We start from the raw sequence: 21,941 nt of genomic DNA, 5'->3' as shown, positions 1-21,941 counted from the left end.
TTATTTTTACCTTGAATATACAAAAAAACGTCTATATAAGTCTAGTTACTATAATATGTATTTTAAATGCATATTATAGTAAAAGTTATATTATTAAAAAAGGAGTAATCATGTCTAGAACAACTATAGTGAGAGAAATAAGAAAAGCTGCTGAGCTATTTAAGAATTTTGATATTACTAAATCTTTAAATTTTTATGGAAATTTAGCAACTAAATATGAAGCAGTGGTAAATGAATTTTTTAATAGTAATAGTTTTAATACTGAAAAACCTGAGAAAGGAATACAGCCAAATGCAATGAAAAATTTTTTAAATCTTACCGGCAAGTAGTATTCTAAAGGTTTTAAGTTCATATAGCGAAACAGATGAAGTAGATCTTTTAGAAGTGATCCAACCAGCATTAGAGAATGATCATAAATTTAAAAAGGCAGTATCAAAAATTGTTGGTATACATGTAGGGCGTAATATTCCTTCAGAGTTATATCAACCTGTTGCTGAAGAGCTTATATCAAATGTAGATGAGGGTAACACGCTGGTAACGGAAATATTAAATATAGTAGGAAAGCATTTTGTAAGTGCTGAAAAGAAGCAATATGATGAATTAAAAGAAAAGTATAATATAGAGAGTTTTGAAAGTCATAAAATAAAAATCGAATTTTGTAGACAAAATGAACAAAAAGTAATACCGCACAAACATGGGCAGGTCATTACTGTTAAAGTAGGAGAAAAATACAGTGAATTTACAGTTATAAAAACCGGTCATGATGAAGAAGGTTATTATTATGAATGCCTAATAAAGAAAAATCCTAATGGAACTATAACAAACTATCTATTTGATTCTGAAAATCAGCTAGTAAAAGTACACCCTTCGTATATTGAATCGGATATAGAAAACAATAAAGATCTCGTTCTTATCAGCGGCGGGTCAGGAGAAAGCCATTCTATTTCTAGAATTAATAGTATAACAAATGAAGAAAATGTTAAGCTTCCCGCCGTTATTCAAATTATTCACTCTACTAAAAATAAAAACAGTGACACATTTCAATTAGATGCAGCTGTAAAAAAATTAACTGATATTGCAGCAATATGCGATACTGAAATTCACTATGATAAATTTTATACTCAAGATAGTTATGATAATATTAATGAGAACGATAATATACATTATCATACCGGTAGAATAGCTGAAGAATTTTTATTAGGCATTTAAAAGGTGAAACCTATGAAATTTGCGGTCCTCATTCTTTTAACGATCATGTGCAGCATATATTAGAAGAGAAAATGGGGGTTATGTATACTCAGATTCATGTAGAAGAATTTTGTTCATCAGGAGGAGACTATGATCCATCTCTAAGCGGACAAGAGGGATTATCGAGTATTTGCCCATTTATGAATATGTAGTTTTACAAAAATATAAAGTTAAATATTGCTTATATATTCTAATTAGTGTATTTTCGTTACGGATAAGCATTATAAAAATTATAGATAGGTGGGTTTATCCCACCTTTTTTGTTATAAATATCAAATATGCAAACTATTGAACAACAAATAACAAACGTAATAGAGAATCCTTGACGGATATGGGGTTTGAGTTAGTTCTTGTTAAGTTTAAAGGTGTTAACCCTAAAGTAGTCGAGATATTGATTGATAGCTTAAACGGCGAAAAAATATCTGTGGAAGATTGTACTAAAGCAAGTAGGACTATCTCCGCTATTCTAGATGTTGAAGATTTAATAGAAGATGCATATTCTTTAGAGGTAGCATCAAGCGGTCTTGAACGTCCGTTAGTAAAGTTTGAAAATTATAATAGATTTTTAGGAAGAGAAGTTAAAATCAAACTTAAGGAATTATTGAACGGCAAAACTCGTTATCAGGGTAAAATAATTAAAGCCGAAAATAATAAAATATATTTAAAATGTGAAGAACAAGAAGTACTAATTGATTATGATTTAATTAAAAATGCTAATCTAGTTTTAACTGAAGAAGTATTTAAAAAATTACTAGGTTCTGTGAAAGTTTCTAATTGATTGGCTATTTTGAGGTATTTTTAAAAAATAACCAAAATTAAATCTTTTTAGAAATTGTACGCAAGAACCTAAAGCAATAAGAATAATGTATGTCTAATATAGGTAATGTAGAAATTTTACAAATTATAGATTCTGTAGCCCGTGAGAAAGGAATATCAAAAGAAATTTTGATTTCAACGGTTGAACAAGCGGTACAAGTAGCAGGACGAAAAAAATACGGTAATGAATATAATATTAAAGCTCAGATAAATAGGAAAACCGGCGAGATAAATCTTTTAAGGATCTTAAAAATAGTAGAAAATGTAGAAGATTACTTAACGCAAATCTCACTTGAAGAAGCTTTAATAAAGAATCCGGAAGCTAAAATCGGTGATGAAATATATGAATATTTACCGCCGATTGATCATGCTAGAGTATCGGCTCAAGCTGCAAAACAAGTTATAACTCAACGTGTTATAGAAGCTGAACGTGAAAAACAATATCATGACTTTAAAGATAGAAAAGGCGAAATTATAAACGGGATAGTTAAGAGAATAGAATACGGTGATATAATAGTTGACTTGAGTCGTGCTGAAGCAATAATAAAAAAAGATCAATTAATTAAGGGTGAGAATTTTAAACCTAATGATCGTATAAAAGCATATGTACAGGATGTAAGGCAAGAAACAAAAGGACCGCAGATTTTCTTGTCTAGAGTAGATAACCAGATGCTGGTTAAGCTATTTAAGTTAGAAGTACCTGAAATTCTTGAAGATATTATTCAAATAAAATCAGTAGCACGTGATCCCGGTTCAAAAGCAAAAATAGCGGTATTTGCTTCGGATAGTAGTATAGATCCTGTAGGCTCATGCGTAGGTATTAGAGGTAATAGAGTAAAAGCCGTAATAAATGAATTAAACGGAGAGAAAATTGATATAGTATTATGGAGTAATGATCTTGCACAGTTTATAGTTAATGCTCTTGCACCGCTTGCACCTGGGGAAATCACAAAAATTTTGATTGATGAGGATAGGCATAAGGTAGAAGTAGTAGTTTCGCAAGAAAATCAAAGTATTGCAATAGGTAGAAGAGGGCAGAATGTTCGTTTAGCTTCTAAGCTTACAGGTTGGAATATCGATATAATGACCGAAGAGCAAGAATCAAAAAGAAGAAATGAAGAATTCTTAACTTCTACGGAATTATTTATGGAAGCTTTAGATGTTGAAGAAGTTATAGGTCAGCTTTTATCGGTAACGGGATTTAATTCAGTAGAACAAATTGCTAGTAGTGAGATTAGTACTTTAACAAGAATCGAAGGCTTTGAGGAAGAACTTGCCGTAGAGATCAAAAATCGAGCTATTAATTACGTCGACCTTAAGAATGAAAAGATTATCAAAAAGCTAGAGGATCTAGGAGTTGAGCAAGAATTAATAGATATATTAGAATTACCGCTTGAATTAATATTAAAATTTGCCGAATATGGTATAAAGACCATAGAAGATTTAGGAGAGATGAGCGTAGATGAATTTAAAAATTTAGCTCCAAATTCTAATATAACGGACGAAAATATTAAATTGCTGATTAAAACTGCTAGACAGCACGGTGAATTAAAGGATAGTTAGTGGGTTGGGTGTATGTTATTCCTAGCTAAAAGCAATATTGTTGCATGGCTCGGGTTTATCCGTCATTGCGAGCTGGCATTGTTGCATGGATCAATTCCATCGCTGTCATCCCACGACTTGACCACACGGTATGACACCGAACGCATTTTTAGAGCCACGCAGCCTACGGCTGCTCGCAATGATGAAAAAAAAACTGATCCACGTAACAACATTTCTACGGGAATGACATAATGAAGTAGTAGACGGAAAAAACAGAAACACAAAGGTTTTAAATATGACGGATAACCAGGAAATCAAACCCAAAAAGTTGACACTTGGCAATTCAAAATTATCGCTTAATAAGTCTTTTGACTCTCTTACAGGAGCTCAAAGCTTTGTTAATGCTAAATCTAAAACGCTAGTAGAAGTTAGAAAAAGCTCTACCGGTAGTACTATCCTTTCATTAAATAAAGAAAGAAATAGCTTAGATCAAATTGTTATTGATGCTAATAAGGAAGAATTTAACAGACGTTTATCTATTCTTAAAAAAGCTGCTGAGCAATCTAAATTAAATGACCCTTCACAAATAAGCACTTTAAGTAAACTTGCAAGTATTAACCAGTCTGCTAACTCAAAAATAGAACCGCTAGAAACTGATAAAGAAGTTGAACAAAAACAGCAAAATACCGAAGAAAATAAAGTAGAAGTTAGTGCTAAAATCGTTCAAGATGATGAAGATACACCGTCACAAATACCTAAAAAGAAAGAAGAAACTTTTGTAAAGTCTCCTTTAGTAGGAATGCGAACACGTTACGGTATAGAATCAGAGAAAGAATTAGATAAAACAGCAGATAGTAAAGTAGTCGCACCAAAAATTAAGCTAGAAGAGCCAAAAAAATTCAAAAAAGCCGATCTTTTCAATATGCTTAGCGACGACGAAAGCGGCAGCGGTAGAACTAGAAGTCTTGCTTCTATAAAAAGAGCTAGAGAAAAAGAAAAGCGCAAATTAGTATCACAAGCACCTGAGAAAGTATATAGAGAAGTGACGATACCGGAAGTTATCGGAGTCGGCGATCTTGCAAATGCTATGTCTGAAAGAGTGGCTGATGTAATTAAAGAATTAATGAAACTCGGTATTCTTGCAAATGCTAGCCAAACAATAGATGCCGATACGGCAGAACTAGTTGCAACAAATTTAGGGCATACGGTAAAAAGAGTCCAAGAATCAGATGTTGAAAATGTTTTAATTAGTGATGATAAGGTTGAAGATTTAAGAACGCGTGCTCCGGTTGTGACGGTAATGGGGCATGTCGATCATGGTAAAACCTCATTGCTTGACGCTCTTAAATCTACGGATATTGCTGCAGGTGAGCTAGGCGGCATTACCCAACATATCGGGGCTTATAGAGTAACTCTTGCAGATGGTAGAGCGATTACTTTTATTGATACTCCGGGGCATGAAGCTTTTTCGGAAATGCGGTCAAGAGGTGCTAAAGTAACGGATATAGTTATTATAGTGGTCGCAGCAGATGATGGAATAAAAACGCAAACGGTTGAGGCAATTAATCATGCGAAAGCAGCGGGCGTTCCTATAATTGTAGCTATTAATAAGATTGATAAGCCTGATATTGATATTGAGCGTGTAAAGAACGAATTATATGTCCACGAAATTATCGGCGAAGAGGCAGGTGGCGACGTTATGGTTATTCCTATCTCGGCACTAAAGAAAATTAACTTAGATAAACTTGAAGAAGCAATTTTATTAATTGCAGAAATGCAGGATTTAAAGGCAAGCCCTTTCGGTTCAGCTGCCGGTGTTGTAATCGAGTCAAAAATTGAAAAAGGAAGAGGAACGCTAACTACTATATTAGTTCAGCGAGGTACTTTAAGAAACGGTGATATTATAATAGCCGGTTCTTCTTACGGCAAAGTTAAAAAGATGACCAATGATAAGGGACTAGAAATAGCGGAAGCAACTCCGTCTGTTCCTGTAGAAATTCAGGGTTTAAACGAAGTACCTTTTGCCGGCGATAAATTTAACGTAGTACAAAATGAGAAACAAGCAAAAGATATAGCTGAATATAGAATGCGTCTTGCTAAAGAAAAGAAAATATCTATTGCACCGCGTTCAAGTTTAGAAGATTTATTTTTAAAAGCTTCCGGTAATAGTAAAATTAAGGAATTACTTTTAATTATTAAAGGTGATGTTCAAGGGTCGGTTGAAGCTATTTCAGGTAGCTTATTAAAATTACCGAGTGATGAAATAAAGCTTCGTATACTTCATAGCGGCGTAGGTCCGATAACGGAATCCGATGTATCTCTTGCCCATGCTTCTTCGGCTATTATTGTCGGCTTTAACGTTAGAGCAGGGGCAAATGCTTTAACTGCTGCAGAAAAAGAAAAAGTCGATATTAGATATTATAGTATAATATATAATTTAATTGATGACGTAAAAGCCATTATGAGCGGTATGCTTGATCCGATCGTTAGAGAGCAGTATATCGGAAGCGTAGAAATTAGACAAATATTCAATATTACCAAAGTCGGTAAAATCGCCGGTAGCTATGTAACTAAAGGGATTATTAAGAAAGGGGCGGGCGTACGCTTATTACGTGATAATGTAGTCATTCATGAAGGAAAACTCAAAACTTTAAAACGCTTTAAAGATGAAGTTAAAGAGGTTAGAGAAGGATATAAGTGTGGTATAGCATTTGAAAATTACGAAGATATTAGAGAAGGAGACACAGTTGAAGTTTTTGAGCTAATTCAAGAACAAAGACAATTATAATATACTCGTTGAACTTCAAAAATTGGCTACATTATCATACAAGTACTCCGGCGTTGTTGCATGGATACTACTAAATCGTCATTGCGAGCAGCCGTAGGCTGCGTGGCAATCTCATGAAATAATAACAAACTCCTGAGATTACTTCGTAATTTCCTCGCAATGACGAAAAGTTAGAACCACGCAACAACGCCCTGCTTTCGCGGGAATGACATTTAGTATAATATCCCTCTTTGATAAATTAATCAATTTTAAGTACAATATAATAAAAAGTTAATAATTATTAGCCTTTGTCTTGATCTCCTCATAATTTCTATTATAATGCAACGCTGATTATTATAATAAGAAATGAGGAAGAATTATGGCAATAACATCAATTTTTAATAAGTTACAAAATTTAATCACATATAATATTTCTCCAAAGCCTGCCTCCTATCTTGCTAACGATGAATTTGAGTTTATAACTTATCCAAAGCAAACTACTAATCAAGAAGAAAATACTGATTTTTTAAATTCTAAAACAACCTCACAAGAAGTAGTAAAAGATCAGCCAGATACTCTAGGCATCTCTCAAATCGAATATACTGATATTATGAATGAAGCTGATAATATAATTAGTACACCTGCAAGCATAACTAACACACCTGAAAGTAAAGGTTTTTTCAGTACATTTAGTTCATCATTAAAAACAGTTTATGATTTTGGAGTAAAGAGTTTTAATATTATAAAAAATACATCTAGTATTCTTTCTTCTAAAGTTGCTGAAACTTTTAATTTTATGAGTAATAAAGTTTTTTCTTATTTAAATAATAACGCTGAAGAAACATTTAATCTCTTAGATCAACTTGAAACTCTTTCTGATAATGAGTTAGTAGAAGAAATTTTAAACACGCCTGAAAATGAATTAGATGAAGTTTTTGAAAAGATGACATATAAAAAATTGGCAAAATTAATTAATAATATTTCTGATGAGCAAGCACAAAAATTAGTTAATTATATTATGCCTTGGCATCTTGAAAAAGTAATAGATTTAATTACACGAGATAAGTTGGATAAATTATTTAATGAAAACCCTAATAATCTTTCTTTAGAAGAATTTACAGAGCAGGAACTAAAAAAATTATCAAATGAGAATATTTCTGATGAATGGCTTAAAAATATAATTATTTTAGCAGGAGAAGAAAAACTTGCAGAAAATTTTGATATTATTCCAAATAAAAATTTAGTAAGAATCGTTAGTAGTATTCCAAATAATAAATTAGCAAAGATAATTAATAACGCCTCAGATGAAAGTCTAGTAAGAATCATTGATATTATTGACTCGGATAATTATGATTTATCGAAATCATTAGTTGGGCAAATAATAACCTTAATACATGACAAGAAGTGTGCAAAGCAAGAATCAGGTGAAGTATCTGATAGTGATTCCGGATTCTCTGATTGTGAAGATGAAATAGAAGTATCAGACAATCAAGTAGAACACTCTAATAGTGATTTTACTATGAAGTTATCAGGTGAATTATCTTATAATTATTTTGGAGTCTTTATGAAGGATGATGTAGTATACGTATAATAAAGCTCTTATGTCATTTCGTTGATCACAGGAATCCAGTAAATGGATTCCTACTTTTAACTAGGAATGACATAATTGATTGCTATTTTAGCATCAGGAGGGCGTATGTATAGCGGTTCGATAGAGCTGTTTAACTTTATATCGCTCGACAATTTATTAACAATATATCTACAAATAACCCAGGCTTTAACTCGTGCAAAACGTGGCAAGGTTATTATACTCGGTAAATGCATAATTTGGTTATATATAAATTCAAGCCCGCTACCGCAACAAACTATATTCCCTTTCTCATTTGTAAGCAGTTTTATAGCATACTCGAAATCTATCAATAACGGCTCTTCTATTTTCCCTGATTTATGAAAAACTTGCATATAAAGCTGTGAGCGATAAGCGTTTAAAAAGACATATATTTTATCATAATCTTTAACTTGAGTTATGGCTCTAAAGTAGGCATATTCAAAATTGCTAACCGCTAATGCTTTAATATTTTCCTTGGCAAATAATATACCTTTAGCACTAGCAAGTCCTATTCTAATGCCGGTAAAGCTACCGGGTCCGTTAGTTACCGCTAAATAATCTAAATCATCATATGAACATTTAGCTGCTTTCATCACGTCTTCTATCATCGGCATTAGATTTTCTGCTTGCATAGAAGGGCGTAATTCTTCTATATATGCAAGGATATTCTCATTTTCGGATATTGCTACCGATGCAGTATTATTGGCTGTGTCAAATGCTAGTATTTTCATAGATTATTATTTGAATAAGTCACTATGTGTACCGGTACGTTCTAATCTTAAAACTTCATCATCCAAATAATAAAGTAACAGCCAATCAGGCTCTATATGACAATCCCAAATATTTTCCATATTAATAATTTTTATGTAGCAATATTTGGTAGGGAGTAATAAATGATGTGCGATACCGGCTTTAATATTTTCTACTAATAAATCTGTAACTTTAATTAGCTTTTTAATGTCTTTACCACGTTTATACATAAGTAGTAATTCTTTCTCAAAACGTTTAGTAGAAGTTTGCAGAATTATATTAAATTAAGTTTTTTATACATTTCTTTATATGAAGAATATTTATTAATATTTAAACCTTTTGCTGATTCTTCTAATATTTTTATTGATTCTGTATTTAATTCTTTTTCCTGTTCTATTTTACGGTATATCGCTTCTCTTACAAAATTCATAATAGTATCATTTTTATGTGCAGTATGAACTTTAAGAAAATGATGTAATTCGTTTGGTATATCTATGCTTAGTCTAGTCATATTACATACTTATTTAAGTAATTACTTAAATAAGTATATCATTAAATAAGAAAAATAAAAGTAAAAATATAGAATCTCTAAGAATTATTTATAGTAAATTAAGTAGTATTAGGTGCAATTTATAGGAAATATTTTATTTTTTTAAAGATATAACGAATACCGCTAATGCTAACCCATTTACGGTATGAGATATGTTTTTAAAAAATTAAAAGATGCTGTAGAAATTGCACCTAATACTACTTAATTTACTATAAAATGTACTCCATAAAAGCTTGGCGTGCTTCAGCCTGTCTATTATTATGAAATAAATATCTATTAAAAAAATAGTTTGTTAGAGTTATAGCTTGTTTTTTTTCTTCTAATGTAATCTCGCTATTTTCTGATAGTAAAAATCTTGGTAAAATCAATAATTTATCTTTATAAGGTTTCCCTACTTTATATGATAATGCTCTACCTGATTTAGGTGATACATAGGTTAAATCAGTTGTAACATGACTCACGCCGCACTTGGTAAGATCAAGCTTATAACCCGTCTCGGCAAGTAAAGCTAGCTCAAAATTAATATAATCACGAAAACAAAAATTCTTTGATAAATTATCTAAATAGTTAATTAGAAATGAAAAAAAATTAGAATGTTCTTCTCTTTCATGAAATAACTCTTTGATTAAAGATATAACGGAATTAAAGGCATATAATTTAGCTTTATTTATTATAAAATAACCGGTGTAAGATTTGATGAGTTCACATTTAGCCATGCCGATATGTTCGTGTAGTCTTGCCTGCCAAAGAAAATCTACAATATTCCCTTCCTGATATATAAATTTGCTTTTTTTAGAAGATTCTTTTACAACCCCCGAATATAAACCATGATTTTTAGTAAAAACCGTAATAATAAATGTATTTTCTTTTACAGGTTTTTTAGCAATTATTACCCCTATATCTTTGATATTCATGGTTTTTATTATTAAATTTTCGTCATTGCGAGGAAAATTACGGAGTAATTGACGAAGCAATCCAGTTAAAAATGCTAATTTTTAGCATTTTTTTAATTATTTTCTGGATTGCTGCGCTCCTTTCAGTCGCTCGCAATGACGACTCGGTATCCGTGCAACAAAGCCGGAAATTTACAATAGTAATTGTACGTACGCAATCTCGGGAAAATTCCTGAGATTGCCACGCTCACTAGTGTTCGCTCGCAATGATGGTTTGATATCCGCACAACAACCCCCTAGCTTCCTCAGAATCCCCTGTATATGCTATATTCTTATACCCTAGTTTGATTGCAGTAAATAAAGCGGCGTGATCCTCTCCTACATTTACGGTAAGATCTAAAACTTTTTCCGGAAATTCTTTACTTAAAGTTTTAAACATGTAATCAATTGCTAGCATACCGTAATATTTTACGCTAGAGGCATGATTTGTTAATATCAGCTGCTCTTCTACACTAGATAAAAAATTACGTGCTTCTTCCAAATTTCTTATTTCATAAACTATACTCATTTAATTATCTCTTTTAGGTCCTTTAAATGTGAGACGGAAGATATAAAGTCATACGTTAAATTTTCAAGTTTAGAGCAGATAATCTTATTAAATCCAAGTTTTACGGCTTCTTTTATTCTTGTTTCTGCTTTTGCGGTTTTTCTTATTTCACCCGATAAGCTTATTTCGCCGAAAAAGACGCTATGTTCGGGTACAGGTTTGCCGGTTGCAGCAGATATTAAGCTCGCTACTACTGCTAAATCAGAAGCAGGATCGGCAATTTTAAGTCCCCCCGCAATACTTAAATATACCTCATAATTAGCAAGGTTAAGTCCTATCCTACTACTAATAAGCACGGCAAGTATCATTGATAACCTATTAGCATCCCAGCCTACCGCAGAGCGTCTGGGAGTTACCATATTTGAGGGTACTATAAGGGCTTGTACTTCCATAAGTAACGGTCTTGAACCTTCGATTCCTGCAAAAATAGACGTACCTATAACGTTCTGCTCTCGCTTCATTAAAAATAGTTCAGACGGATTTGTTACTTCAATAAGCCCGCTGCCGCTCATCTCAAATACTCCTATTTCGCCTACACCGCCAAAGCGATTTTTATATGAGCGTAAAATACGGAAATGATTATTATGATCTCCCTCAAAATATAGCACGGTATCAACTAAATGTTCAAGTATCTTAGGACCTGCTAGTTGTCCGTCTTTAGTTACATGACAGCTTAATAAAATAATTATATTATTTTGTTTGGCATAATTAACGAGTTCATTTGCACATGTACGAATTTGCGAAACAGTACCTGGAGGTGAGGATAATTCTTTTGTGGTAATTGTTTGAATAGAATCAATCACTACTAAATCAATATTATTCTTATTTGCTTCTATACTTGCAATAATATCTTCCAAATTAGTAGCTGCTAAAATATCGGTATTATAGTTAGTTAGGTTTAGCCTTATGGCTCTTAATTTTATTTGGTCTAACGATTCTTCGCCCGTTATATATAAGCAATTCATCTTTGATGCAAAGTTACTTGCTGCTAGTTGTAGTAACAAAGTAGATTTGCCTATGCCAGGGTCTCCTCCTATTAATATAGCAGAACCAAGCACTAAACCGCCGCCTAGTACTCTATTTAATTCACCTATAGGGGTAGGGATGCGTAACTGCTCGGCTACGTGACCTGAAAGCTTATCGAAATCTTGTTTGCTACCTGTTTTAACAATTGCTTTATTTGAACTTACTATCTCTTCAACAATACTACCCCATACACCGCAATCAAAGCACTGCCCCGACCATTTAGGACTAGTATTTCCACAGTTAGAACATGTATAATGCTTTTTGTCTTTGGTCATGTTTTTATTCGATGATGAGTATATATGAACGTCATTGCAAGCGACTACAAGGAGCGTGGCAATCTCATAAAGTAGGATTCCTGAGATTGCTTCGTCGAAACTTACAGTTTCTCCTCGCAAGGCATTGTTGCGTGGACCGGTAAAACCCACTGTGTCAAGCCACGGGGTGACAGAGGTGAAATTGATCCACGCAACAATGCCTCCTTGCAATGACGTTTCTTTAAAACCAATAGCTTACTCTTACCATATAGTTTTTCACGTAAAATTTCAATATTTTCATCTAAAACATAGTCATCTAGTTTAGCCATCTCAATAACTATGATAGTACCGTCTTTAAACCAGTTATTGTTTATAAGCGACTTCATTACTTTAGGCACTATATCTTTATAATAAGGGGGGTCGATAAATACAAGATCAAAAGCTTTATTGGCTTTCGGTAGATTTAAAGCATTAATATTAACGAAATTAACATTATTTTTAATGTTTAGAGATTTAGCAAATCCTTCTGCTATTTTTAATGAGGATGTATCAATATCAATTAAGGTAGCAAAACCTGCTCCTCTTGATAGGCTCTCAAAAGCAAGGCTACCACTACCGGCAAATAAATCAAGTATGTGGGTATTTTCGTTAAATAATTTATTACCGGTAAACTCACCGGAGGTTAATATACTAAATATTGCCTCTTTGAGCTTACCGGTGGAAGGTCGATATTTGATATTTTTAGCGGTAGGTATAATTTGGTTTCTATATTTACCGGATATTATTTTTAACACTTATTTAGTTATATGCTCTTTTGTTGCCCTTGATTTTTTGTTCGACTTTTATTTTTTCAGCAAATCCTTTGCCTTTAGTGTTAGGTTTAAATTTTGCTGCGAATGTATTAGATTTTGTTTGTTGTTTTTCTACAGTTTTATCTTTCTTTTCTTTTATTTCTACTTTTGGCGTTTCTTGGTTTAAATTATTTTGTGCTTGTTTTAAAATATCTTGTTCTTTAGCTTTATCAATATTATTATTTACATTATTTAAATTTTCTTCCCTTTCTTTAGATTTTTCTGTCTCAGCTTTTTGTCTTGCTTGTTGTTTTTCTGTTACTAATTCATCAATATTTTCAGGAGGTGGTGAGATATATTTATCTATACTGCTAGTCAAATTTTCAAATGATTTCTGAAGATTGCGTAAAAGTTTTTGAGTAAGTTTATAAGTTCCGGTAGCGACTAGCCCTCCAGCTAAAATACCTGCTCCTAGAATGATAGTTTTAGTAGCAAGGGCTGTGCCGGTGACTAATAACACAGGCATTGCTATGAAAGGTGCAGCTGCTACTGCAAGCCCCGCTACTACGGCAAGCCCTACTAAAAATTTTTTACTTGCTAAGAAATTTGTTACGCTGCTAATTCCTGACGTAGTACTTTTAGCAATTTTTGTACAAAATTGTCCTACTCCGGTTTTCAGAAACCAACCGCTTTTCTCTCTTGCATGAATTTTATCTTGTAATTTAGCATGTTCGTTAACATTGACAGATGTTTTTTTACCGTCTTTATCTTGATGATCTAAATTCCCTTTAGCCTCACCTTTAGTATCATGCATCTTTGTAGCATCGTCGATTTTTGCTTTATCAAAATCTGCTCCTTCTTTATTAATTCCAGCTAGATTTGCTGCTTTTAGATTCGCTTGTTTTAGATTTGCTTCTTTAAATATAGCCTCGGCTGCTTCCATTGCTTGCATATCAGCATTTTCCAATACTGCTTTAGTGAAATCGGCTTTAGTAAGATCGGCACGCTGCATAATTGCATTTTTAAAGTTAGCTTCCTTAGCATTAATATTTTTAGCAATAGCATCTGAAATATTTAATCCTTCGGCTTCTGCTTTTTCTAAAGTAGCATTACTTAACTTAGCAAATTGTGCAGTTGCATTAGTAAGCGTAGCGTTTGTAAGATCGGCATATTCAAGCTTTGCTTTATCAAGCTTTGCTTTTGTTAAATCAGCGTTCTTAAGTTTAACACGCTGCATTATAGCTTCTCTTAAGTCAGCTTCTTTTAAAGATAATATATTCTCAAATTCAGCATCGCTAAAATAGGCATTCCTTGCAGTTATGCCTTGCATGTTACATTGCTCTTTAAATTTTGCTTCTAATGCATGTGTTTTATTCATAAAAGCATTTTCAAGATCAGTAGAAACGATATTTGCTTGATCTAGAAGTGCATTATTTAAAACTACTCCCTGCATTTGAACTCTTTGCATATCTGCATAAGCAAGCGATATACCGGTAAGATTAGAATTTTTCCATTCTGAATCTTTAATAATTAACTTTTCGGCATCGGCATTAACCATCATAACTGCATTAAATTTGCTATTTGTTACCTCTGCTTCAGATAAATCTACTTTAGGCATGTAAGCTCTCGACATATCACTATTTTCAATTTTGCTATTTTTAAGATCAGCAAAAAGAAATCCTGTGTTACGAGCTGTAACATTTTGAAAAACGGCATTTTGTAAATTAGCTCCTTCAAAATTAGTAAAATCTAAATTACAATTTGAGATTTTAATATTTTCTAAATTAGCTGAAGCAAATAATGTATTCTTCAGGTTAAGATTAGTAAGGGTTTTACCTGATAAATCGATTTCTGAAAGATCAGGGATTATATGTGTATCTTTTGAAAGATTTTTTTGTTTTCTAACAAAATCGGTAAGAGATAATTTTGTGTTAGATTGTTTCGCTGCTTCAGCTAAATATAGATCAAATTCTTGAGAAGTTAATTTTATATATTCTTTCGGTATATCTCGTTCTTTGGCAGTCGAACCTATAACATATGAAGAATCTAGTTTTATTTGTATTTTTTCGTCTTTTAACTGCTCAAAAATATCTGCAAGACCGTTACCGCAGAACATTCTAAGATTATCTAAAGCATATACTTCAGTTTCTAATTTATTTACTTCATGCTGTAACTTATTGATTTTTTCTAGTTCGTTTTGTCGGTTTTGAGCAATAGTTTCTGCGCTATTCCAAAAAGCATTTAAAAGATTAGTAGCAATCCCAGGATTATCTAAGTTTTGCTTTAGAGTTTCTAACTCTTCTTGCTTAGTTTTTAACTCTCTTGATTTAACTGTATGTAAAGTTTCTTCGTCTTCCGTAGCTAGAATATATTTCTTTTTCTTCGTAACTTCATCTACAACTATTTCTTTAATACGTTCTTTTTCTAAATCTTTATCTATATATTTATTTAATCTTTCAAGATTTGAAAAAGATAGTTTTATATCGCGTATTTTATCTTTTAGATTAGGAATTTTGCCCTCATCATTATCTTCATAATTAAAATCTGTATAATGAAGATTTGCTCCCCTAAAGTCGGTACCGATAAATATACAATCATTAAATTTTACATTTGTTAAATCTGAATCACATAATATGGTATTTGTTAAGTCACAATTATTAAATACGGCATCTGTTAGTATTGTACCTTGGAAATTAGCATTTGCTAAATCTGCGTTAATTTCCATATTTTCTAAACTGGTAATGATAATTTTATCATTATCTTCAGCGAAATAATATTTATTTTTGATAAAATCATTTAGTGAGACATTAGGGTTATCTTTTATATAACCAAGATAATCGTTTAAGTCTTTTTCTTCACATTTATATACATTAAGATTTGTCATATGTTTTCTTATATGATTAGTTAAAATGCGTTAATAATAACACATTACTAATTATTTTTCCAGTATTTTATTATTTATTTCTTTATAATCTCCGGGTTTTAGATTACCTATTGTAAAACTACCATATTGAATCCTAATTAACTTGTTAACTTTTAGTCCAAAATACTCGAATATTCTTCTAATTTCACGACTTTTCCCTTCAAATAAAACTACTTCAAACCAAGAATTACTCTTATTTTGCTTAAGTAATTTTATTGAATGAGGATTATAAAATATCCCGTCAATTTCTAAATTTTTATAATTGCTTTTTAGTAGAATATCAGACTTCCCATATGCCCTAACATGATATACTCGCTTTAACCTACTTGAGGGTAGCTCAAACTGACGAGCTAAATCGCCGCTATTAGTTAGTAATAACAAACCTTCGCTATTTAAATCCAGCCTACCTATTGAAATAACACGAGGTAAACCGGTTAGCTGTTCAAACACCGTTTTACGAGATAAGGGATCTTTGTGAGTGGTAATTAAACCGACAGGCTTGTAATAAATCCAAAGTCTTGGTGTTTGCGATTGATTGATTAATATGCCTGATACTTCAATTTGATTACTAATATTAACATTTGTAGCCGGTGATAAAATTGTAATGCCGTCTACTTTTACCTGCCCTTCAGCTATCAGCTTTTCAGCATCACGCCTAGAACAGATTCCTGCATTACTAATTATTTTGGCTAATCTATGCATTTTTAAATATAGTAAATTTCAATAAGAATATATAAAAATACCCTTAAAAAGCAATATTAATAATTTGACATAAATTATTAATATAATTATACTAATATCGTTACATATATTTTAACAAAATTATACGAATGTTAATTTTACTTATCAAAACTTTTTATTCTTTAAAATTCTTATCTTCTTTTTTTAGCTGATTTTCTTTTTAGCAAAAATTGAGTCCTTTTCTTTAATCTAAAATTCATTATTATGTAAAAACTTATTGGTTCAATCCTGTTAATTTCAGGTACTTGTATAGGTAGCGGTATGATAGCACTACCCATGGTATTAGCAAAATTAGGTATAATACCTAGTTATTGATGTTTATAATTTGGTTTATAATGTATTATACTTCTTTAATTAACCTAGAGTTTAATCTTCAAGCGGGTAAAGGCTTAACACTTGGGGCATTGGGAAAATATTTTTCAGGACATACTGCTCAAATCATCGGTATGGTAAGCCTTAAGCTCCTTTCATATGCTTTACTTGCAGTATTTATATAGGAGCATGGTATGTTATTATTAGCATTCTAATATTATTATTACCTCTAAAGTTAGTAGATTATATAAATCGAGTGCTATTTATCGGATTGCTTATAATAATTGCAATTTTAGTTATTGGACTTGTTTCTATGATTCAGTGGGATAATTTACCTTTATTCTCACCAAATTATAAAGAAATATCTATATGGGGTGTAGTGACTCCGGTAGTTTTTACTTCATTTGGTTTCCAAGTAATCTTCCATACCTTAACTAATTATTGTAACAAAAATGCTAAAGACGGCGTTTTTATTTGGAAGCTTAATTCCTGCAATAGTATATATAATTTGGACTTGTAGTTTCTTATTGTAGTACATCATAATAATCCAACATTTTATCAACAAATGATTACAAGTAATGTAGAAGTCGGAGATTTAATTAAGTAATATAGCAAAATGGCAGTCCGTACAATTATTAGTTTGGATAATTTCAACTCTTGCTATCGCTACATCGATACTCGGAGTAGGGCTATGTGATTCCCTTAAAACTATGTTTATGAATTCGATACCGAATGTAGTAATTCGTAATATGACCGCTTCTATTGTTACTATATTACCGGCTTATATTGTAGCAGTAGTAGTACCTAATGCTTTTATTACAATTTTAGGATTTGCCGGTATGATTCTTGTAATTATTGCAATTTTATTACCGGTTTATCTGTTATATAAAGCAAAGATAAATAAGTTTTATTATCCTGAATTGCAAAAACAATATCTAATTATTTGTAAAACTCTACACGGGCTGTTGAAAAAGTTATAAAAAGAAGTAGAAAAGAGTTAATCTAAGGAATAAGCTGTATTTTTATGCTTAAATGAAGGTGTAAAGATGCAGGGTTATAAGCTTGATCAAAGTGTGAGATGTAATAGCCTTAGCTTAAGGCACATGATACCTAATGATCATTTATTAGTGAGGATTCATGAAGCTAAAGAATTAGAGTTTTCTTTTATCTATGAAATAACTAAGAATCGTTATTGTGCTAATTACGGACGTCCATCAATTGATCCTGTATTATTTTTTAGGATGCAAATAATAAGTTACTTATATGGTATAAAGTCAAATAGACGATTATGTAAAGAAATTCAGTTAAATATAGCATATAGGTGGTTTTGTGGTTTAAGTTTAGAGGATAAAGTACCGGATCATTCATCATTAAGTAGGATAAGAGATAGATTTGGGGTAGAACTATTTCAAGAAATATTTATAAGCTTGATTAAGCAATGGTATGAACTAGATATTATAAAAGGAGAAACAATTATTTCAGATGCCTCTTTAGTTGAATCTAATGCCTCTATGAATAGCCTAATATTAAGAAAAGATCAAGGTGATTCACAAAAGAGAGAATTAAAAAAATATGAACGTCGTTATCATGATTTCCGAGAAGGGAAAAAAGTAAGGAAAATATCTAATCAAACTCATGTCAGTAGGACAGATCCTGATTGTAGTCTTGTATCAAGAACTAATGGTTATAAAAAGCTATGTTATAAGACCCACTACTCAATTGATTCAGATTCACGTATTATAATAGATTGTTATGTAAGTACAGGATCACAACATGAGTGTATTGTACTTCCAAGTAGAGTTTGGAATATATTAAATAATTTTTCTTTTAGAGTAAAAGAATGGATAGCAGACAAAGGTTATGGTAGAGGTCCAACCTATGGATATTTTAAATTACTTGGAATTACAACTTATATACCTTTACATGTAGATAATCTTGGTGAAGGAAAAATAAGTAGGGGGGAATTTCAATATGATAGAGAACAGGATAGATATAAGTGTCCACAGGGACATTATCTTTATCCGTATGATAAATTAGATAAAAAACAAATAAAACGTTATCGTATTACAGGAGGGCATTGTAAAAATTGCTCTCTAAAATCAGGTTGTATTTCTGATAATTATAGTAATAGAGGACGATTTATTTATCGTAATCCTTATCAGGATGAAATAGATGAGGTAAAGGTCAGACAGAATAGAATTGATTTTAAGAAAAAACTAATTGAGAGAAAGTGGAAAATAGAAGGTCTATTTGGTGAAGCTAAGGAGAATCATGGTTTACGAGGAGCAAAATTTAGAAGTGTACAGAAAACACAGATTCAAATACTGATGATTGCGATAGTACAAAATTTTAAACGGATACTTAAAATTATTTTTTGGTTTTTTTATCTACTACTATTAAAGATAAAAAAATATTAAAGTATTTGCAACCTTGTTGATTTTTTCAACAGCCCGTACACTTGATCTGACAGGTAGAGATTGATTAAGCAGCAAAAGTGCTGTCAGATAAGTAAGAATTAATAGACTTATCTTGAGCAATTTTAATGCTATCCTTGAAAGTTTGCATAGGAGTTTTTCCATAACAGAACTTTCCAGAATGCGGTCTAGTATTGTTATATTTGTTTAAATATTGATCTAAGTCAATCTGTAAATCCTCTAATGAGCTATAAATCTTTTTACGGAAAGCTATATCATAAAATTCATCTTTTAAAGTTCTATGTAATCTTTCGCATATTCCATTAGTTTGAGGAGAACGTGCCTTAGTTTTAGTATGATCAATATTTTCTATAGCCAAATATAACTCAAAAGCATGATGTTCTACCTTACCACAATATTCCGTTCCTCTATCTGTAAGGATTCTCAGTAGTGGTACATCATGATTATTAAAGAAAGGTATTACCTTATCATTTAAAATATCAGCGGATGTTATTGCAGATTTATCAGTATAGAGTTTGCAAATAGCCACTCTAGAATAAGTGTCAATAAAGGTTTGTTGGTATATTCTACCTACTCCTTTCATATTACCGACATAATAGGTGTCTTGTGCACCAAGATAACCGGGATGCTGAGTATCAATTTCTCCATGAGCCTCTTTAATTTGTTTTGCTTTTTTTAAAGCAGATATCTGCTCTTCTGTCAGTAAGATACCGTCCTGTGCAGATTTAGCTTCTAAAGCTTTGAGTCGTTTCTTTAGAGTTTCAAGATCGTTGCGTAGCCAGATAGAACGTACACCACTGGATGACACTATAATACCTTGCTTTATTAGTGCTTGGCTCGCACGAAGCTGACCAAGAGCAGGATTCTCTATAGCAAGATTTATTACTGCTTGTTCTATATGTTCTGATACACGATTCTTTACTATAGGTTTCTTACGACTCATATCCACAAGAGCCGCTTCTCCGCCCATCTCATATAGTTCCTTGAAACGGTAAAAGCTATCTCTTGAATAGCCCATTACTTTACACGCAGTACTAACACTACCTAGTTGTTTTGCAAGTTCTAATAATCCTAATTTAGGTTTGATTATTTTTTGATCATAATTTGACATATTGTTCCTATTAATTGAGTTTTATATTTAGTTCGTGGATATGATAGATAACTCCTTAGTTATCTACATACCCACAAACTCGTCTAATTTCAATCTTAATATGTCAGATCAAATCTGAAGGTTTACAAATTATTATATGCGTAATTGTCGGAATGCTTATAATGAGATATGAACTTGTTAATATAGTAACTAAATAAACTATTAAATGTGAACAGGTATTGTTGTGTGGGTTGGTAAAATCTACCATACGCATCAAGTTAAGCCATAATTGTTAATAATTTTAGTGTATTTAAGGAAGATAATCTGGTTTTACGATATTTATCTTTCAAAGAAAATCTCCCCCAATCTATAATTAATTTCTTAAGGAACTGCTTTAAATCATTAAGACGTCCAGTAATAGACAGGAATAATTCTCTTGACCTTTTCTGTAGTTCAATAAATGCTTTGGTTAAACTAATTTCTCTATCATTTGCTAATTCTACACAATTCGATAATCCATGAAAAATAAGCACACTACATAATTTACCATATAATTCACACAAAACTCTTGCAGGTTTACTTCTCCCTTTAAGATTTTCAATTTTTGCATGACTTTTATATAATTTAAATAATAATTCAATTTGCCATCTTGCTCGATAAATTATCATTATATGCTCAGCATTAACCATATCCTCTGATATATTAGTGATAAATATTGACCAATCTAGTAATCTCTGGTTTCTTGAAGAAGATTTATATTTATGAGACTTAGCTAATAAATTAGCCTTCCTTCTTCTACCAATAGCCTGTTCATCAGTCAATTTATGACATATAATCCGTAGCTTAACTTTTGCTTGTTTACCTAAAAGTACATCTTTTGATAAAAAGAATTTATTATCTAATAGGTTTAATAAATCAATTTTTTCCTCAGTGATAGGGTCATATATATTAGTATCTGCTTTATAACGACTAATAAAATATGCACCAAGTTCGATAATTTGAATAAATGAAGCTGGGACAAAATAACCTAAATCAGATATTAATAAGTCCTTAGTAGATATGTTTGATAAATGTTCTCTATATCCTTGATCAGCCCTTATACCTTATCCGCCATATTGGCAGGTAGAATAATATGGCTACTATCCAATAATTTAACGCTATTAAATTGCTGCAAAATGTTGCATGCTGCAAAATGTTGCAATCAAGCGGCATAGTATTTCTAAATAATTTCAAGCATTGTTCATACATTGACTGCATAAATTTTACTGCTACCTCAGTAAACCTAAAGTCTAAGCCTTGGGCAGAAATATCTATAGTTTCTTCACTTAAAAAGTTACGCATTCCATCAAGACTACAATTACTATCGCTCATATTACCAAACACTATAGCTTTTAGAAAAGCTGAACCAGTTATTTTTCGTTGTCTCTTAATAAATCCTGTTGTAATGGATAAATTATTGGCTGTCTCTCCAAAAAACTCTTGGCATAGTTTTGCTAAGTTTACTATTTTCCCCATAGGATAAATTCTCACAATTTAGTTGTTAATCTTGCAAAAATTTATACCATATATTAGCTTCTTTTTAATTCA

Annotated in this window: 19 protein-coding genes and 4 pseudogenes; 11 read left to right on the top strand and 12 right to left on the bottom strand. The window is 31.7% G+C overall.

Annotated elements, in window-relative coordinates; all coding sequences use genetic code 11:
- The first annotated feature begins 110 nt into the window (after positions 1 to 110).
- The 6 genes and pseudogenes from REIP_RS04415 to infB all read left to right on the top strand — a co-directional run bounded on the left by REIP_RS04415 (position 111) and on the right by infB (position 6,394).
- Positions 111 to 329, top strand: a complete 219-nt coding sequence (locus REIP_RS04415) for a hypothetical protein (protein ID WP_231569221.1) — start codon at positions 111 to 113, stop codon at positions 327 to 329.
- A 55-nt stretch (positions 330 to 384) separates the two neighbouring features.
- Complete coding sequence (locus REIP_RS12430) at positions 385 to 1,209, top strand: FAD-dependent oxidoreductase (RefSeq protein ID WP_231569220.1); 825 nt, start codon at positions 385 to 387, stop codon at positions 1,207 to 1,209.
- 317 nt (positions 1,210 to 1,526) lie between these two features.
- A pseudogene (rimP, locus tag REIP_RS04405) lies at positions 1,527 to 2,026 on the top strand (ribosome maturation factor RimP).
- Positions 2,027 to 2,115: 89 nt separating this feature from the next.
- Positions 2,116 to 3,627 (top strand): transcription termination factor NusA, encoded by a 1,512-nt coding sequence (gene nusA / locus REIP_RS04400; RefSeq protein ID WP_045803933.1) that lies wholly within the window; start codon positions 2,116 to 2,118, stop codon positions 3,625 to 3,627.
- A gap of 12 nt (positions 3,628 to 3,639) precedes the next feature.
- Complete coding sequence (locus tag REIP_RS10940) at positions 3,640 to 3,858, top strand: hypothetical protein (RefSeq protein ID WP_156147420.1); 219 nt, start codon at positions 3,640 to 3,642, stop codon at positions 3,856 to 3,858.
- A 43-nt stretch (positions 3,859 to 3,901) separates the two neighbouring features.
- Positions 3,902 to 6,394, top strand: coding sequence for a translation initiation factor IF-2 (infB, locus tag REIP_RS04395; RefSeq protein ID WP_045803932.1), 2,493 nt, complete (start codon positions 3,902 to 3,904; stop codon positions 6,392 to 6,394).
- A gap of 26 nt (positions 6,395 to 6,420) precedes the next feature.
- Here infB and REIP_RS10935 read toward each other — a convergent pair whose 3' ends face one another.
- Positions 6,421 to 6,522, bottom strand: a complete 102-nt coding sequence (locus REIP_RS10935) for a multidrug transporter (RefSeq protein WP_156147419.1) — start codon at positions 6,520 to 6,522, stop codon at positions 6,421 to 6,423.
- A 230-nt stretch (positions 6,523 to 6,752) separates the two neighbouring features.
- Here REIP_RS10935 and REIP_RS04390 point away from each other — a divergent pair, with 230 nt between their 5' ends.
- Positions 6,753 to 7,964 (top strand): hypothetical protein, encoded by a 1,212-nt coding sequence (locus tag REIP_RS04390; protein WP_045803931.1) that lies wholly within the window; start codon positions 6,753 to 6,755, stop codon positions 7,962 to 7,964.
- 56 nt (positions 7,965 to 8,020) lie between these two features.
- Here the strand turns inward: REIP_RS04390 and tsaB are convergent, their stop codons facing one another.
- From tsaB to REIP_RS04345, 9 genes are all read right to left on the bottom strand, one after another.
- A complete protein-coding gene (gene tsaB / locus REIP_RS04385) occupies positions 8,021 to 8,713 on the bottom strand; it encodes a tRNA (adenosine(37)-N6)-threonylcarbamoyltransferase complex dimerization subunit type 1 TsaB (protein WP_045803930.1) in 693 nt (230 codons plus the stop codon).
- Positions 8,714 to 8,719: 6 nt separating this feature from the next.
- Entirely contained in the window at positions 8,720 to 9,004 is a 285-nt protein-coding gene (locus tag REIP_RS04380; protein WP_269429026.1) for a type II toxin-antitoxin system YafQ family toxin, read from the bottom strand.
- A gap of 2 nt (positions 9,005 to 9,006) precedes the next feature.
- Positions 9,007 to 9,243: a hypothetical protein gene (locus tag REIP_RS04375; RefSeq protein ID WP_032138756.1), complete on the bottom strand. Its 237-nt coding sequence runs from the start codon at positions 9,241 to 9,243 to the stop codon at positions 9,007 to 9,009.
- Positions 9,244 to 9,491: 248 nt separating this feature from the next.
- Positions 9,492 to 10,196 (bottom strand): DNA repair protein RecO, encoded by a 705-nt coding sequence (recO, locus tag REIP_RS04370; protein ID WP_045803928.1) that lies wholly within the window; start codon positions 10,194 to 10,196, stop codon positions 9,492 to 9,494.
- Between the two features lie 229 nt (positions 10,197 to 10,425).
- Complete coding sequence (locus REIP_RS04365) at positions 10,426 to 10,743, bottom strand: hypothetical protein (RefSeq protein ID WP_045803927.1); 318 nt, start codon at positions 10,741 to 10,743, stop codon at positions 10,426 to 10,428.
- The gene (radA, locus tag REIP_RS04360) at positions 10,740 to 12,083 is read right to left on the bottom strand and encodes a DNA repair protein RadA (protein ID WP_045803926.1); all 1,344 of its coding nucleotides are present in this window, start codon (positions 12,081 to 12,083) and stop codon (positions 10,740 to 10,742) included. Before radA ends, REIP_RS04365 begins: the two co-directional genes overlap by 4 nt.
- Before the next feature lie 101 nt (positions 12,084 to 12,184).
- Positions 12,185 to 12,856 carry a 16S rRNA (guanine(966)-N(2))-methyltransferase RsmD gene (rsmD, locus tag REIP_RS04355; protein WP_045803925.1) on the bottom strand — a complete coding sequence of 224 codons (672 nt, stop codon included), beginning with the start codon at positions 12,854 to 12,856 and terminating at the stop codon, positions 12,185 to 12,187.
- A gap of 4 nt (positions 12,857 to 12,860) precedes the next feature.
- Entirely contained in the window at positions 12,861 to 15,737 is a 2,877-nt protein-coding gene (locus tag REIP_RS04350) for a pentapeptide repeat-containing protein (protein WP_045803924.1), read from the bottom strand.
- A gap of 51 nt (positions 15,738 to 15,788) precedes the next feature.
- On the bottom strand, positions 15,789 to 16,478 hold the full coding sequence (locus REIP_RS04345) for a pseudouridine synthase (protein WP_045803923.1): 690 nt from the start codon (positions 16,476 to 16,478) through the stop codon (positions 15,789 to 15,791).
- A 300-nt stretch (positions 16,479 to 16,778) separates the two neighbouring features.
- Here REIP_RS04345 and REIP_RS13190 point away from each other — a divergent pair.
- The 4 genes and pseudogenes from REIP_RS13190 to REIP_RS04325 all read left to right on the top strand — a co-directional run bounded on the left by REIP_RS13190 (position 16,779) and on the right by REIP_RS04325 (position 19,246).
- A pseudogene (locus REIP_RS13190) lies at positions 16,779 to 17,014 on the top strand (aromatic amino acid transport family protein).
- Positions 16,987 to 17,349 (top strand): aromatic amino acid transport family protein, encoded by a 363-nt coding sequence (locus tag REIP_RS13185; protein WP_331385744.1) that lies wholly within the window; start codon positions 16,987 to 16,989, stop codon positions 17,347 to 17,349. Before REIP_RS13190 ends, REIP_RS13185 begins: the two are co-directional and overlap by 28 nt.
- A gap of 142 nt (positions 17,350 to 17,491) precedes the next feature.
- Positions 17,492 to 17,731: pseudogene (locus tag REIP_RS09490) on the top strand (aromatic amino acid transport family protein); the annotation flags it as partial.
- Positions 17,732 to 17,932: 201 nt separating this feature from the next.
- Positions 17,933 to 19,246, top strand: a complete 1,314-nt coding sequence (locus REIP_RS04325) for a transposase (protein ID WP_172686766.1) — start codon at positions 17,933 to 17,935, stop codon at positions 19,244 to 19,246.
- A 64-nt stretch (positions 19,247 to 19,310) separates the two neighbouring features.
- Here REIP_RS04325 and REIP_RS04320 read toward each other — a convergent pair whose 3' ends face one another.
- Both REIP_RS04320 and REIP_RS04315 read right to left on the bottom strand, forming a co-directional pair.
- Entirely contained in the window at positions 19,311 to 20,375 is a 1,065-nt protein-coding gene (locus REIP_RS04320) for an IS481 family transposase (RefSeq protein WP_045803566.1), read from the bottom strand.
- A gap of 257 nt (positions 20,376 to 20,632) precedes the next feature.
- Positions 20,633 to 21,869: pseudogene (locus tag REIP_RS04315) on the bottom strand (IS4 family transposase).
- Positions 21,870 to 21,941 lie beyond the last annotated feature (72 nt).

It is taken from the genome of Rickettsia endosymbiont of Ixodes pacificus (assembly GCF_000965155.1).
Classification (GTDB): Bacteria; Pseudomonadota; Alphaproteobacteria; order Rickettsiales; family Rickettsiaceae; genus Rickettsia; species Rickettsia tamurae.
Note: the sequence above shows the minus strand (reverse complement) of the source record. Positions and strands in the feature narration are given on the sequence as shown.